This window comes from Mesorhizobium sp. RCAM 05104 (genome assembly GCF_059683645.1).
The window spans coordinates 183,289-197,917 of sequence record NZ_CM185033.1 but is presented as its reverse complement, the minus strand read 5'-3'; the positions used below and the strand labels follow the sequence as shown (position 1 = coordinate 197,917).

Sequence of the window (14,629 nt, the reverse complement as noted above, 5' to 3'; positions counted from 1 at the left end):
GGCCGGCAGGGAGCCGACACTTTTCGACGGCGTTCTATTCGATTGGCGGCTTGCGGTCGTAGTGCAGCGGGCGCGCCTTCCAGTTGGTCATCAGGCTGATTACCCCTCTGTACAGCGGCCTCGGCAGCAGGCTGAGGAGTTTCAGGGGCCAGCTTGTTCGGCGCGGGAAGGTGACTTCAAAGCCGCCGGACTTGATGCCCCGCGCCATGCGGCGCGACGCCCGGCTGACCGGCATCAGCCCCGGCATCGGCAGCATGTTCTTCTCGGTCAGCGGCGTGTCGATGAAGCCCGGATTGATCACCTGGATGCGCACATTCATCTTGTCGAAATCATACTTCAGCGATTCCGCCAGGATGTTGATCGCCGCCTTGGTGCCGCCATAGGCGGCCGTGGTCGGCCAGCCGAAATAGGCGGTGACCGAACCGACCAGCACGACATGGCCGCGTGCCCTGACACGCATGCGCTCGATGAGCGGCACCAGGCCGTTGACGATGCCGAAATAGTTGACCTCGAAGGACCGGCGAAAGTCATTGACGACAAGAGCCTCACCCGGTGTCGATATGTAGTTTCCGGCATTGAAGACGGCGAGCACGATGGGCCCGAGTTCCTTCTCGATCGCGGCGACGGTTCTGGCCATGCGCGGCTCGTCGGTGACATCGCAGGGAAAAGCCGTGACACTGCCCGGCATCTGTGCGGTCTCGACGACGAGCGTGTCGATCGGATCGTCGTCGAGTGCCGTCACCGCGACGGCATAGCCCTGGGACGCAAGATCCCTGGCCAGCGAGCGACCGATACCGCTGCTTCCGCCCGTGATCCAGGCGACGCCGTGCTTCGGGTTGGCCCGGTAGAGTGTCATGCTGCGCCCTGTCGACTTGTTCCTGCTTTGCTCTAGCGATGAAGAAATCGAATGAAAAGCTGCTTTTCAACGCCAGGCGGAAATGAACAGTGGGGCACGAGGTCGGTCCCGGGAAACGTTGTTGCAACAACAGCACCGCAAATGCGACTGGACCAGACAAATTCTTGCCTTGAAACCGAAGCTTCGGGTTTCTAGGGTTTCGGCGCACCGCACAAAGGAATCCTGAATGCCCCGTTCTGTGATCGACGTGATCGGCAACACGCCTCTGATCCGCCTCAACAAAGCTTCCGAAGAGACCGGCTGCGAGATCCTTGGCAAGGCCGAATTCATGAATCCGGGCCAGTCGGTCAAGGATCGCGCCGGTCTGTTCATCATCCGCGATGCCGAACAGCGCGGGTTGCTGAAGCCCGGCGGCGTCATCGTCGAGGGGACCGCCGGCAATACCGGTATCGGGCTGACGCTGGTCGCCAAGGCGCTCGGCTACCGCACCGTCATCGTCATTCCCGACACGCAGAGCCAGGAGAAGAAGGATACGATCAGGCTGCTCGGCGCCGAGCTGATCGAAGTGCCTGCCGTTCCTTACAAGAATCCCAACAACTACGTGAAACTGTCGGGCCGGCTCGCCGAGCAGATGGCGAGGACGGAACCGAACGGCGCCATCTGGGCCAACCAGTTCGACAATGTCGCCAACCGTGACGGCCATATCCGGACCACGGCGCAGGAAATCTGGAGCCAGACCGGAGGCAAGATCGACGGTTTTGTCTCGGCTGTCGGTTCGGGTGGGACGCTGGCCGGCGTCGCCTTCGGGCTGAAGGTAAAGAGCAAGGACGTCAAGATCGCACTCGCCGATCCGCTGGGCGCCTCGCTCTATAGTTTCTACACCAGCGGTGAGCTGAAGTCCGAGGGCAGCTCGATCACCGAAGGCATCGGGCAGGGACGCATCACCGCCAATCTCGAAGGGTTCGCGCCTGACTTCTCCTTCCAGATCCAGGACGAGGAGGCGCTGCCGATCGTCTTCGACCTGATCCAGGAGGAAGGTCTTTGCGTCGGCGGCTCGACCGGCATCAACATAGCCGGCGCGATCCGGCTGGCCAGGGAATTGGGCCCCGGCCACACGATCGTGACCATTCTTTGCGACTACGGCACGCGCTACCAGTCGAAGCTGTTCAACCCGGAATTCCTGCGCGAAAAGAAGCTGCCGGTTCCTGGCTGGATGGAGCTGAAGAGCAGGATTTCGGTGCCATTCGAAAAGGTCGCGTGATGGCGTACAAGACGGAAGCGCTGTTTCGCGACGACGCCTACCTGAGGACGGCCGACGCCACCGTCGTCGCCGTCAACGATCGTGGCGGCATCATTCTCGACCGAACGATCTTTTACGCCACCTCGGGCGGCCAGCCGGGCGATACCGGCCATCTCGAACGCGCCGATGGCAGCCGCGTCGCCATTGCCGCCACCATATCCGGTGAGACCAAGGACGAGATCATCCACATGCCGGCGCCGGATCATGCCGGGCCGGAGGTCGGCGAGAAGGTGAGCCTGGCGATCGACTGGGAGCGGCGGCATCTTTTGATGCGCATGCACGCGGCATGTCACCTGCTCACGGTCGTCTGCCCATTCCCGATCACGGGCGCTTCCGTTTCCGAGGACGACAGCCGCGTCGATTTCGACATTCCCGATGCCAGCTTCAGCAAGGAAGAGGTGACGGCGAGCCTGATGGACCTGGTGCGCTCCGACCACCCGATCTTCACCAGGCTGATCAGCGATGAGGAACTGGCTGCAAACCCTGGCCTGGTGAAGTCCAAGAACGTCCGGCCACCGGTTGGTACCGGCAAGATCCGCCTTGTCTGCATCGGCGAGAACGCCTCGGTGGACAGCCAGCCTTGCGGCGGCACACATGTCAAAAGCACCGGCGAAGTCGGCGAAATCCACATCGGCAAGATCGAGAAGAAGGGTCGCGAGAACCGGCGCTTCCGTATCCGCTTTGGCCCGATGCCGGCGGCCTGATACACAACGCTTTTGCCGAGAATAGAGAGAACAAGAATGGCCGAGGATAGCCCCTTCACTGTCGACGCGGACTGGCTGCGGACGCGCCTTGGCCAGCCTGGCCTGGTGATCATCGATGCGTCCTGGTATCTGCCTGCGCAAAAACGCGATGCGCGCGCCGAATACGAGGCGGCGCACATTCCGGGTGCTCGGTTCCTGGATCAGGATGCGGTTTCCGATCCCGATTCTGCCCTGCCGCACACATTGCCGTCGCCGCAGCATTTTGCACAGTATGTCGGTGCGATGGGGGTTTCGGCCGACGATACCATCGTCGTCTATGATGGCCCGGGCTTCTTCTCCGCGCCCAGGGCGTGGTGGATGTTCCGCGTGATGGGTGTTTTCCAGACCTATATTCTGGACGGTGGCTTCGATGGCTGGAAGGCGGCCGGCTGGCCGGTAACGGCCGAGCCCACGAAGATCGCCCCATGCGTATTCTATGCCGATTTCGACGCGGGTCGCGTCGCCAGCCTCGCCGACATGCGCCGGATCGTCGACACCAGGGAAAGCCAGATCGCCGATGCCCGTGGACCGGGCCGCTTTGCCGGCACCGAGCCCGAGCCCCGCGCCGGCATCCGTTCCGGCCATATGCCGGGCGCGCGCAATCTGCCCTATTCGGCGCTGTCGGAAAACGGCGTGCTGTTGTCGAAGGACCGCCTGCGCAAGGTGATCGAGGAGGCCGGCATCGACCTGTCGAAGCCTGTCGTCACGTCTTGCGGCTCCGGTGTCACTGCCGCGGTGGTCACACTGGCGCTGGAAACGCTTGGCCATACCGACAACAGGCTTTACGACGGCTCATGGACGGAGTGGGGCGGGCTCTCCGACACGCCTGTTGTGACCGGCAAGGAATGACGACGATGGACAACGGCGTGCTGGAAGACATCGAAGTCACCGTGACATTTCTCGAGATGCACGTGCCGCCGGCCTATTCGCCGCCTGTGCCCTACAACCGTCAGATCGCACTGCTGAAGACCAAGGACATTCCCTTGCATTTCTACCGCTACCTGATGGACCGGGTAGGGCGCAAATGGCACTGGGTCAATGTATTGAGGCTGGATGACGACGAACTCGCGGCCGGCATCCACCGCGAGGATCGCGATATCAGGGTGCTCTATCTCGATGGCGCGCCGGCCGGCTTCTTCGACCTCAAGCCACATTTGCCGGAAGAGGTGGAACTCGCTTATTTCGGCATGATGGAACATGCGACCGGACAAGGCATCGGCCGCTGGTTCCTCGGCGCTGCGATTGCCGCCGCATGGTCGTACGGGCCGAAGCGGGTGGCGGTGCAGACCTGCACACTCGATCATCCGGCGGCCCTGCCGCTCTACCAGAAGCTCGGCTTTGCGCCGGTGGCGCAGAAGAAGGAGATCGTGCATCCGCTGCCTTTCGCCGAGCGTTCGGCCAGCGTGATGCGGCCGTGATATTGATTAGCCGGCTTCGTCATTGATGGCACCGCTGATCCATCGAGAGATCGATCAGCACAGGCTGCCAATGCCATCGGCGCTTCGATACTTGGCAGGAATCGGGTGGGAAGCATCGGCCTTGGCGCATAATTTCTGGTCAGCGACACCGGAGATTTTTCACCATGACCATCCAGTTCAAAGCCCTGCCGACCCAAGATGTCAGGGCCCTGCAGTTTGGCGGCCCGGATGGCTACGGCCACACGCCCGAGCGACAGATTTCTGACGGTGACGGCATGCCTTGCCGGCACTGCCTGAAGAACATCGCCGCTGGCGACGCCTATCTCGTTTTGGCCTACCGGCCATTTCCGGACCCTCAGCCCTATGCCGAAACCGGGCCGATCTTCCTGCATGCCGAAGAATGCGAACGCGCCGCCGAGAGCGAGGTTTTGCCCGAGATTCTCGAAAGTCCCGACTACATCGTGCGCGGCTATGGCAGGGACGACCGCATCGTCTACGGCAGCGGCGGTGTCATCCCGACCGGAGCAATTGCCGCGCGAGCCGAGACCTTGTTCGAACGCGACGATATCGCCTACGTCCATGTCCGCTCGGCGCGCAACAATTGCTACCAGTGCCGTATCGAGCGCGCGTGAGGCGAAGACAGCGGCTGGGTGCGGCTGTCTTACTCCCGTCGCATAGTCGCGATAGAAAGCGATTGTCGATCGATTTGCCGACCGCGGATGAACCGGCGGGAAATCTCGATACCGAGGAAGCGGGGCTTTGGCTCCGCTTTTTTGTTGCCCGCGCTTTGCCCAATGAGTTCTCCGAGCAAAGAAAAAGCCCGTCGGCCAGGCCGACGGGCTGCAACTGTTTGCCTGGAGGGCTTTTTAGTTGAACTTGTACTTCGCGCCGAGACGCACGGTATGGAAAGAAGAAGTAGAGGTGATGGAGTCGTCAGGCAGCCCCAACTCCGACGAGAAATCCTTCTTGGCAAACTGCGAATAGCGATACTCAAGACCGACGGTGACGTTGCTGGACACAGCCGTTTCCAAACCGCCACCAACTGAGAAACCGCTGGAGCCCCAGTCGAGGATATCGCCGATCGGGTCGGAAGCGTTCAGGTCGAAATGCTGCCAACTGTAGCCAGCCAGTGCGTAGGCGAGCGTCGATTCGTCCATTTTCATTCCGACGCGGCCAAGCACATCGAAACCATAGTCGGTATCGACGTTGATGGATCCGCCGCCGAGGTCCAGTTTCGAGGTCATGCCGGAGTAGCGAGCATCGACCATGACGCCGGCGACCCAGTTGCCGAAATCATGATCATAGCCGACGTTCAACTCGCCAAACGCGCCTTCACCGCCGAGGCCGTTGAACTTGGCGCCAGCTAGCGGCGGGATTTCGATCTGGTGCACGGATGCACCTGCGCCCAACGCACCGCCGGCGTAGAAACCGGTCCAGTTGTAAGTCGGAGTTTCAAAGGCAGTTGCGCCGCCATTCCGGGCGCCAAAGCGATAATTGGCTGCAACCTGGAAAGTGTGCCGCGAGGTGTCGAGGTTGAGCGCGCCATCCGGTGACGGGATGCCGGCCTCGGAAAGGAGATCCCCCTTGGTGCCGAAGCGGGTATAACGATACTCGGTCTTGATCGTCCAATTGCTGTTGATGGCCGTTTCAATGCCACCTCCGACGAAATATCCGCTCTGGTCCCAATCGAAGCCGAATCCAGCGTTCGTATCGAGCTTGTACTTCTGCCAGGAATAGCCGCCGAGCACATAGCCCAGAGTATTCGGCGTGAAGAGGTAGCCCACTCGCAAACCGGCGTCGAAACCATAGGTCTCCTGGATCGAAGCGCTTAATCCGCCAGCATCCAGCGAGGTTTCGATGTTACCGACGTGAGCGTCAAGCAGACCCCCGAGCAGGAAGCGCGGCGACACCATATAGTCATAGCCAACCGTCAATTCACCATAGGCGCCTTCTCCACCGATGCCGTTCAGCGAGATGGGAGTAAAATCACTGCCCAGCTCGTGCACGTTGGCGCCGGCGCCGACACCGAAGCCGACATAGATGCCGCTCCAGTTGAAGCCGGACGCTTCAACGGGCTGCACCACATCGGCCGCATGAGCAGCAGACATCAAAGCCAAGATCGAAACAGCGGAAAAAAGAATAGATTTCGCAGACGTGCGAATGAACATTGCCCGTACCCCTCAATAATAAGCCCGGAATGCCTCTAGCAAGGGGTGGCTAATGTAGGAAATGACAAAAATGCAACAGTCATGGGCAAAGCGCCGTTGCGCCGCGGGGTTTTGTTTCCGATTTGCTTGGAAAACGGGCTTCGTTGCCTTCGATCTCCCCAAAAAAAGTCGCCGGCATAAGCCGGCGAGTTAGACGGGAGGAAGCTGTCTTTTCGCGGAATCAGGCAGCCAGGACGGCCTTCGGCTCGACCAGTTCGTACCCAAGCGCCTCGGCGACCGCACGGTTGGTAATCTTGCCCTTGTGGACATTGAGGCCGTTGCGCAGGTGGTGGTCGTCGACCAGCGCCTTCAGACCCTTGTCGGCGAGTTGCAGGCCGTAGTGCAGCGTCGCATTGTTCAGCGCATGGGCCGAGGTGACCGGCACCGCGCCAGGCATGTTGGCAACACAATAGTGAATGACGCCATCGACCTCGTAGGTGGGGTCGGCATGAGTCGTCGCGTGCGAGGTCTCGAAGCAACCGCCCTGGTCGATGGCGACGTCGACCAGAACGGACCCCTTCTTCATGCCGGACAGCATTTCGCGGGTGACGAGCTTCGGCGCGGCGGCGCCCGGGATGAGCACGGCGCCGACGACGATGTCGGCCGAGAAGCATTCTTCCTCGAGCGCCTCGACGGTCGAGTAGCGGGTGTGGACACGGCCCGCGAAGAGGTCGTCGAGCTGGCGCAAGCGCGAGATGGAGCGGTCGATGATGGTGACGTCGGCGCCAAGGCCCGCCGCCATTCTGGCGGCATGCAGGCCGACGACACCGCCGCCGAGCACGGTGACCTTGCCGGGCAGCACGCCGGGCACGCCGCCGAGCAGCACGCCGCGGCCGCCATTGGCCTTCTGCAGCGCCGTCGCGCCGGCCTGGATCGACAGGCGTCCGGCGACTTCCGACATCGGCGCCAGAAGCGGCAGGCCGCCCCGGTCGTCGGTCACGGTCTCGTAGGCGATTGCAGTGACGCCGGAAGCAAGCAGCCCCTTGGTCTGCTCCGGATCTGGAGCCAGGTGGAGGTAGGTATAAAGGATCTGGCCATCGCGAAGCTGCGCCCATTCATTGGGCTGCGGTTCCTTGACCTTGACGATCATGTCCGACTTGGCGAACACGTCGGCAGCGGTCTTGGCAATCGTGGCGCCGGCGGCGCGGTAGGCGTTGTCATCGGCGCCGATGCCGGCACCGGCACCGGTCTCGACCAGCACTTCGTGGCCATGAGCGACATATTCGCGGACCGAGCCGGGCGTGAGGCCGACGCGATATTCGTGGTTCTTGATTTCCTTGGGGCAGCCGACGCGCATCTTCTTCTCCTGATCCGGCCCTTTGGGCTCGTTCCCTGTATCGGCCAAGTGAACCATGAATCGCTGCGCATGTGTTTGCGAATGCGCTTGCGCGCGCCAGCAAGTTTCGATAATCGTTGCGCAAAATAGCTATATTTTCGCAGGATTCACGAAAAATGCCGCTCGACAGGATTGATATCGCCATTCTCGAGGCTTTGCAGAAGGATGGTCGGATACCCAATGCCGCTCTTGCAGAGAAGGTTGGCCTGTCGCAGTCGGCCTGCTCGCGCCGGCTCGACAATCTGGAGAAATCCGGAACCATCCGCGGCTACCACGCCCGGCTATCCAATGCAGCCCTTGGTCACCAGATGACGGCGATCGTGCACATATCGCTGTCGGGGCAGTTCGAGAAGACGCTGTCGGATTTCGAGGCCGCGATCAAGCGCTGCCCCAACGTGCTGTCGTGCCACCTGATGTCGGGCGAATACGACTATATCCTGCGCATCGCGGCAAAGGATCTGGTCGACTATGAGCGCATTCACAAGGAGTGGCTGTCGGCCATGCCGCATGTGACGAAGATCAACTCGTCATTCGCCTTGCGTGAGATCGTCGACCGCACGGCGATGGGCATGAAGCCGGAAATGGCTTAACGCCAGAGGCACACCCGGACGCCCTTTCCAAGATAACATGCGCCTTCGCGGCGAAGGTCTGCCCAACGTTCATCACCGTGAGTTTCGCGAATGTCCGAGTTCGCATAGCCGCCCCAAACATCACCGTCCTTGTAGACAACGGCCCAGTAATCTTCGGACATTTCACCGGCCCCACTATGCGTATCGGGATAGTCGATACCCGCAAAAACTTGCCGAGGCCCCTGGATATTGAAATCGCCGCCCGTCTCGATTTGATAGGAGCATCTTCCGGATATACGGGTCTGACCGTCAACAACAAGCAGGCAGCGGCCCCATTTATAGCCGCTCGGCAAACGATGCTGCGGTTGCGCATGCGCAGGCGAAAAGGAAAACGCAATGGCAACGGCAGCCGCTAAAGTTCGTCCGATCATCCTATCATCCGTTGTGAAGCGGCCAGTCTAAGAGCGACCGTTGGATCCGCCCAGAACGCAAGTCGAAACAGTCCTCCACAGCATGGTCGCTCAAAGGTCATATTATTTATCGACCAAGTCGGATTTTTGTCACGAGACATTTGCGCTGCTGTGCGGCGCTCTTAGGCCTCGGTGACGACCCGATCCATTGGAATGTCATGCGGCTGCGGATAGATGGTGGCGATGCGCTGCAGTTCGTAGCCGACGCCGATGACCAGCGGCTTGAACGGCATCGCGGCCAGCGTGCGGTCGAAGAAGCCGCCACCATAGCCCAGGCGATAATTTCCCGGATCGATGCCGACGATAGGCGAAATGACGATATCTGGCAGAACCGGGTCGCCCTCGGCCGGTATCGGGATGTTCCACACGCCCTTTTCCAGCCGATCGCCCGGTGCGTAGGCGCGAAAGATCAGCGGTTGCGCTTTCTCGACAACGATGGGCAGCGCGGTGCGGCCGCCACGCTCGTTGATGGACGCCATCCATGGCCGCAGATCCGGTTCGCCGCGGAACGGCCAGTAGAGACTGACCATGCGGCCGGCGATCTCGCCGACGACAGCGTCCAGGCCTTCGGCGATGCGCTGCGACATCACCGTCCGCGCGTCGGCCGAAACGGCAAGACGAGCGGCGATCAACCGTTCTCGCTCGGCCTTGCGCCAGCGCCTCACATCGGTCCAGTCGGATAGCGGCGCCCGGAATTCCGGATCGAATTCATGCATGAAGCAAGGCGGCGAAGCATACTGCGCCGGAGCTTGGTCGTCATGATCGTTGGCCATGCGTCACCTCAAAGCGTGTTGGATGACGCTATACCTCGCGACACGATATAACTTGTGCATTCACGACATGGGACGGCGAGTCCCTGGCACCGTGTTTCTGTTGCTGCATTGCACAAAAGTACCTACATCTGGGACAGGTATTCTTACCGTCAGGGTGAAATGAAGTGAACCAGGCCAGCCATCATGTCGTCGTTGTCGGCGCGGGTTTCGGCGGTCTTGAATTCACCCGCGCGCTTGACGGAGCGCCGGTGCGCATCACCATGATCGACAAGCGCAACCACCATCTTTTTCAACCGCTGCTCTACCAGGTCGCGACCACCGCGCTGGCAACCTCCGAGGTTGCCTGGCCAATCCGCCACCTCCTGCGCAAGCGCAAGGACGTGACGACGCTGTTAGCCAACGTCACCGGCGTCGACCGTGCAGGCAAACGCGTGCTGCTCGATGACGGCAGCGCTGTCGCCTACGACACGCTGGTGCTGGCCACCGGCGCTCGTCATGCCTATTTCGGCCACGACGAATGGGAGCCTTTCGCGCCGGGCCTGAAGACACTTGAGGACGCCACCACCATCCGGCGGCGCATTCTCTTGGCCTTCGAACAGGCCGAGCGGGAAACCGATCAGGCCAAGCGCCAGGCGCTGCTGACCATTGCGATCGTCGGTGGCGGGCCAACCGGCGTGGAGCTTGCCGGCACCATCGTCGAACTGGCGCATGACACGTTGCGCGGCGAGTTCCGCAACATCGATACGCGGCAAACGCGCGTGGTTCTGATCGAGGCCGGCGATCGCATCCTTGCCAATTTCGCGCCAAAACTCTCCGACTATGCCAGAAAGGCGCTCGAGCGGCTCGGCGTGACGATCGAACTCGGCCGGGCCGTTACGCGCTGCGACGCCGAAGGTGTTGTGTTTGGCGACAAGCAGCTGGAGGCGAGGACGATCCTGTGGGCAGCCGGTGTTGCCGCTTCGCCCGCCGCCGAATGGTTAGGGGCGAAGGCGGACCGCGCGGGCAGGGTGCTCGTCGAGCCGGACCTCAGCGTGCCTGGCAGCCCGGAGATCTTTGTCATCGGCGACGCCGCCCTTGTGCTGCGGCCCGATGGACGGCCGGTACCCGGCGTCGCGCCTTCCGCCAAGCAGGAGGGCCGCCATGTCGCGGCGACCATCAAGGCCAGGCTCGGCGGTGATAGCACCACGCGGCCATTTCACTACAAACATGCCGGCGATCTGGCGACGATCGGCAAACGCGCTGCCGCGATCGATTTCGGCTGGATCAAGCTTACGGGTTGGCTCGCCTGGTGGCTGTGGGGCATCGCGCACATCTATTTTCTGATCGGCTTCCGCAACCGGCTTGCGGTTTCCCTGAGTTGGCTATGGATCTACGTCACAGGCCAGCGCAGCGCCCGGCTGATCACCCAAGGCGACGACGACAAGACCTGACTATTCTTCACTGTCGCATTCATCCGCGCGTCATATGGCGCTGATCGACTGGCGCTCCAATGCGCGCGACTTCTTGAGTGGACTTGAGCCGATTTCAGCGCCAAGTTCGCTTCGGGGCAGGGCTTGTGACGTCGTCGAAGAAGGAGAAAACATGTCCCGACTGCTCCATCCCGTCTCCCGCCGCGATCTCCTTGCGGGGGCCGCCGCAGGGGCGCTGATCATGCTGCATCCGTTCTCCGCCCGCGCGCAGGCCAACCAGGCGCACCTCAGGATCATGGAGACCACCGACATCCATGTGAACGTGCTGCCCTACGATTACTACGCCGACAAAGCGAACGACACGATGGGCCTGTCGCGCACGGCCTCCCTTATCGACGCGGTGCGCAAGGAAGCCACCAATGCGATGCTGATCGACAATGGCGACCTGCTGCAAGGCAACCCTATGGGCGACTACATCGCCTACGAGAAGGGCATGAAGGACGGCGATCTCCATCCGATCATGAAAGGCATGAACCTGCTCGGCTACGAATGCTCGACGCTCGGCAACCACGAGTTCAATTACGGCCTGTCGTTCCTGGACAAGGTACTGGCCGGCGCCAATTTCCCCTTCGTCTGCGCCAACCTTGTCCGAGGCACCGAGCTTGCCGCGAACCCGCGCGACGACAAGCTCTACCTGAAGCCCTATGTCATCCTCGACAAGAAGATCAAGGACGGCTCGGGCGCCGAGCAACCGATCAGGATCGGCATCATCGGCTTCGTGCCGCCGCAGATCATGGTCTGGGACCTCAAGAATCTCGAGGGCAACGTCAAGACGCGCGACATCGTCGAGGCGGCCAAGGCCTGGGTGCCGCAGATGAAGGAGGAAGGCGCCGACATCGTGATCGCGCTCTCGCATTCCGGCATCGACGTGAAGCAGGGCGACATGATGGAGAACGCTTCGTTCTTCGTGGCCGGCGTCGACGGCATCGATGCGGTGTTCACCGGCCACCAGCACCTGGTTTTCCCTGGCAAGAAGGATTTCCAGTCGCTCGAGGGCGTCGATGCACAGAAAGGCACGCTGCAGGGTAAACCCGCCGTCATGGGTGGCTTCTGGGGCTCGCATATGGGGCTGATCGACCTGATGCTGGAGCGCGACGGATCGAAATGGAAGGTCGTTTCCGCGACTTCCGAGGCGCGGCCGATCTTCGAACGCGTCGACAACAAGAACAAGCCGACCGTCCCGGACGACAAGCGCATCATCGCGGCGCTCGAGCAGGACCACCAGGCGACCTTGGCCTATGTGCGCCGCCCTGTCGGCAAGACCTCTGCCCCGCTCTATTCCTACTTCGCGCTGGTCGCGGACGATCCGTCGGTGCAGGTCGTCAGCCAGGCGCAAACCTGGTACCTCAGGGATATTCTCAAGAACACGCAATGGAAGGATGTGCCGCTGCTGTCGGCCGCCGCTCCCTTCAAGGCAGGCGGACGCAACGGCGCCGACTACTATACCGATGTGCCGGCAGGCGACATCGCCATCAAGAACGTTGCCGATCTCTATCTCTATCCGAACACCGTGCGGGCCGTCGAAATCACCGGGGCCGAGGTCAAGGAATGGTTGGAAATGTCTGCCGGCATCTTCAACAGGATCGAGCCGGGCCAGGCGGACCAGGCGCTCATCAACACAGACTTCCCATCCTACAATTTCGACGTCATCGACGGCGTCACCTACAAGATCGATCTCTCGCAGCCGCCGAAATACGATGCCAAGGGCGGGGTGGCGAATGCCGGCGCCAACCGTGTCATCGACTTGATGTTCGATGGAAAACCAATTGATGTAGAACAGAAATTCGTCGTCGCGACCAACAATTATCGTGCCGGCGGCGGCGGCAATTTCCCCGACATCAATGCCTCGAAGATCATCTACGAAGCGCCGGACACCAATCGCGACGTCATCGTTCGCTATATCGTAAGCCAGGGCACGATCAACCCGTCGGCGGACGACAACTGGTCGTTCGCGCCGCTGCCAGGAACCAGCGCTTTGTTCGAAACCGGCGCCAGGGCGAAGGATTTCATAGCTGACGTGAAATCGCTGAAGATCGAACCGGTGGGTGAAGGCGAGGCAGGATTCGCGAAGTATCGCATCCTTCTATGATCGCTGCCATCCGCGATCGTTGGGGGGCGGTTTTGCACTGTGGAATTCAAGAAACGATCTGCGCAGGAAACAGGCCGCGCAAGCTCGTTTCCACGCCGTCACAGCGTGGATTTACGCCTTGTAGACCACCTGGCGCACGTCGATGTAGCTGGCGCGGAAGCCGGCTTCGCAATAGTGCAGGTAAAATTCCCAGAGCTTCTTGAAGCGGTCGTCGAAGCCGAGCGGAACGATCTTCTCCCATGACGCCCAGAAGCGATGGCGCCACTCGGCGAGCGTGCGCGCATAATCATCGGGAAACACGCGCTCGCGCAGATGGGCAAGGCCATGATCCTTGCCGAGCGCCTTCAGGATCGACGGGGTCGGCAGCATGCCGCCGGGGAAAACGTAGCGCTGGATGAAATCCGGCCTTGCGCGATAGGTGTCGTAAGCGGCTTCGTTGATGGTGATGATCTGCAGGCCCGCGGTACCACCGGGTTTCAGGCAGGCCTTCATCTTGCCGAAGAACACCGGCCAGTATTTCTCACCGACCGCCTCGAACATCTCGATCGACGCGATGCGGTCGTAGGTGCCGGTTTCGTCGCGATAGTCCTGCAGCTTGATGTCGACCTTGTCGGCAAGCCCGGCCTTTTCGATGCGTGCTTTGGCGAAGTCGTGCTGCTCGCGGCTGATCGTCAGCCCGGTTACATGGCAGCCGATCTCTCGCGCCGCGAATTCGGCGAAGCCGCCCCAGCCGCAGCCGATTTCCAGCACGTGGTCCTTCGGGCCAATCCCCGTGTCCTTCGCCAGTGCGCGATATTTGGCGGCCTGGGCGCCCTCCAGGTCGTTGGCACCGGTCGCGTAGAGCGCCGAGGAATAGGTCATGCTCGGGTCGAGCCATTCCTTGTAGAAGGCGTTGCCGAGGTCGTAGTGCGCTGAAATATTGCGCTTCGAGCCGGTGCGTGTGTTCTCGTTGAACCAGTGGCGAATACGCTGAACGGTGTTGATGAGCCAGCTGGCGCCGCCGGCGACGCGTTCGCCGATGGCCGAATTGACCACGAACAGTTCCAGGAAGCTGGTCACGTCAGGGCTTTCCCAATCACCGTCCATGTAGGATTCGGCAACGCCGATCGTACCGCCGGAAAAGGCGCGGCCGGGCAAGCGCCAGTTCTTGAGCACCAGTTCGGCGTCGGGGCCGGGTCCCTTGCCTCCGACCAGGACAGCGCGGCCGTCCGGCATCCTGACCTTCAGCGTACCGCGCGGCAGGTTCATCGCTGCCGACAGCACCATGCGCGCCTTGGCCGGCAGGCCCTTGACGATCTCGGCGAAATTGAATTCATCCAGCCTGACTGCGTCGCCCGACGCTACGCCGTGATGTTCCTTGTAAGCCATCGCATGCCCCCGGACTTCCGCGGTGTCGGCA

General features: G+C 61.5%; 14 protein-coding genes. 8 read left to right on the top strand and 6 right to left on the bottom strand.

What is annotated here, in order from left to right; all coding sequences use genetic code 11:
• Nucleotides 1–34 precede the first annotated feature (34 nt).
• The gene (locus tag AC56QP_RS01030; protein WP_489861247.1) at nt 35–856 is read right to left on the bottom strand and encodes an SDR family oxidoreductase; all 822 of its coding nucleotides are present in this window, start codon (nt 854–856) and stop codon (nt 35–37) included.
• A gap of 226 nt (nt 857–1,082) precedes the next feature.
• Between AC56QP_RS01030 and AC56QP_RS01025 the strand changes: the two genes are divergently transcribed.
• The 5 genes from AC56QP_RS01025 to AC56QP_RS01005 all read left to right on the top strand — a co-directional run bounded on the left by AC56QP_RS01025 (nt 1,083) and on the right by AC56QP_RS01005 (nt 4,949).
• Entirely contained in the window at nt 1,083–2,117 is a 1,035-nt protein-coding gene (locus AC56QP_RS01025; RefSeq protein ID WP_489861248.1) for a cysteine synthase A, read from the top strand.
• Complete coding sequence (locus tag AC56QP_RS01020; protein WP_489861249.1) at nt 2,117–2,860, top strand: alanyl-tRNA editing protein; 744 nt, start codon at nt 2,117–2,119, stop codon at nt 2,858–2,860. The genes AC56QP_RS01025 and AC56QP_RS01020 overlap by 1 nt, the downstream gene beginning before the upstream one ends.
• Nucleotides 2,861–2,896: 36 nt before the next feature.
• Nucleotides 2,897–3,748: a 3-mercaptopyruvate sulfurtransferase gene (gene sseA, locus AC56QP_RS01015; protein WP_489861250.1), complete on the top strand. Its 852-nt coding sequence runs from the start codon at nt 2,897–2,899 to the stop codon at nt 3,746–3,748.
• Nucleotides 3,749–3,753: 5 nt separating this feature from the next.
• Nucleotides 3,754–4,317 (top strand): GNAT family N-acetyltransferase, encoded by a 564-nt coding sequence (locus tag AC56QP_RS01010; protein WP_256753660.1) that lies wholly within the window; start codon nt 3,754–3,756, stop codon nt 4,315–4,317.
• Between the two features lie 164 nt (nt 4,318–4,481).
• On the top strand, nt 4,482–4,949 hold the full coding sequence (locus AC56QP_RS01005; RefSeq protein WP_489861251.1) for a DUF1203 domain-containing protein: 468 nt from the start codon (nt 4,482–4,484) through the stop codon (nt 4,947–4,949).
• 234 nt (nt 4,950–5,183) lie between these two features.
• Here AC56QP_RS01005 and AC56QP_RS01000 read toward each other — a convergent pair whose 3' ends face one another.
• Together AC56QP_RS01000 and ald are read right to left on the bottom strand one after the other, a co-directional pair.
• Nucleotides 5,184–6,485 (bottom strand): outer membrane protein, encoded by a 1,302-nt coding sequence (locus AC56QP_RS01000; protein WP_489861252.1) that lies wholly within the window; start codon nt 6,483–6,485, stop codon nt 5,184–5,186.
• 220 nt (nt 6,486–6,705) lie between these two features.
• Entirely contained in the window at nt 6,706–7,821 is a 1,116-nt protein-coding gene (ald, locus tag AC56QP_RS00995) for an alanine dehydrogenase (protein WP_489861253.1), read from the bottom strand.
• Between the two features lie 155 nt (nt 7,822–7,976).
• On the opposite strand from ald, the gene AC56QP_RS00990 reads away from it, so the two are divergent.
• Complete coding sequence (locus AC56QP_RS00990; protein WP_013531467.1) at nt 7,977–8,450, top strand: Lrp/AsnC family transcriptional regulator; 474 nt, start codon at nt 7,977–7,979, stop codon at nt 8,448–8,450.
• Here the strand turns inward: AC56QP_RS00990 and AC56QP_RS00985 are convergent.
• Both AC56QP_RS00985 and AC56QP_RS00980 read right to left on the bottom strand, forming a co-directional pair.
• Nucleotides 8,447–8,860, bottom strand: coding sequence for a hypothetical protein (locus AC56QP_RS00985; protein WP_489861254.1), 414 nt, complete (start codon nt 8,858–8,860; stop codon nt 8,447–8,449). The genes AC56QP_RS00990 and AC56QP_RS00985 overlap by 4 nt on opposite strands.
• 161 nt (nt 8,861–9,021) lie before the next feature.
• Nucleotides 9,022–9,672 carry a 5-formyltetrahydrofolate cyclo-ligase gene (locus AC56QP_RS00980; RefSeq protein WP_489861255.1) on the bottom strand — a complete coding sequence of 217 codons (651 nt, stop codon included), beginning with the start codon at nt 9,670–9,672 and terminating at the stop codon, nt 9,022–9,024.
• Between the two features lie 164 nt (nt 9,673–9,836).
• On the opposite strand from AC56QP_RS00980, the gene AC56QP_RS00975 reads away from it, so the two are divergent.
• Nucleotides 9,837–11,102, top strand: a complete 1,266-nt coding sequence (locus AC56QP_RS00975) for an NAD(P)/FAD-dependent oxidoreductase (RefSeq protein WP_489861256.1) — start codon at nt 9,837–9,839, stop codon at nt 11,100–11,102.
• Between the two features lie 151 nt (nt 11,103–11,253).
• Nucleotides 11,254–13,230: a bifunctional 2',3'-cyclic-nucleotide 2'-phosphodiesterase/3'-nucleotidase gene (locus AC56QP_RS00970; RefSeq protein WP_489861257.1), complete on the top strand. Its 1,977-nt coding sequence runs from the start codon at nt 11,254–11,256 to the stop codon at nt 13,228–13,230.
• Between the two features lie 111 nt (nt 13,231–13,341).
• Here the strand turns inward: AC56QP_RS00970 and AC56QP_RS00965 are convergent, their stop codons facing one another.
• Nucleotides 13,342–14,598, bottom strand: coding sequence for a class I SAM-dependent methyltransferase (locus AC56QP_RS00965; RefSeq protein ID WP_489861258.1), 1,257 nt, complete (start codon nt 14,596–14,598; stop codon nt 13,342–13,344).
• Nucleotides 14,599–14,629: the final 31 nt, after the last annotated feature.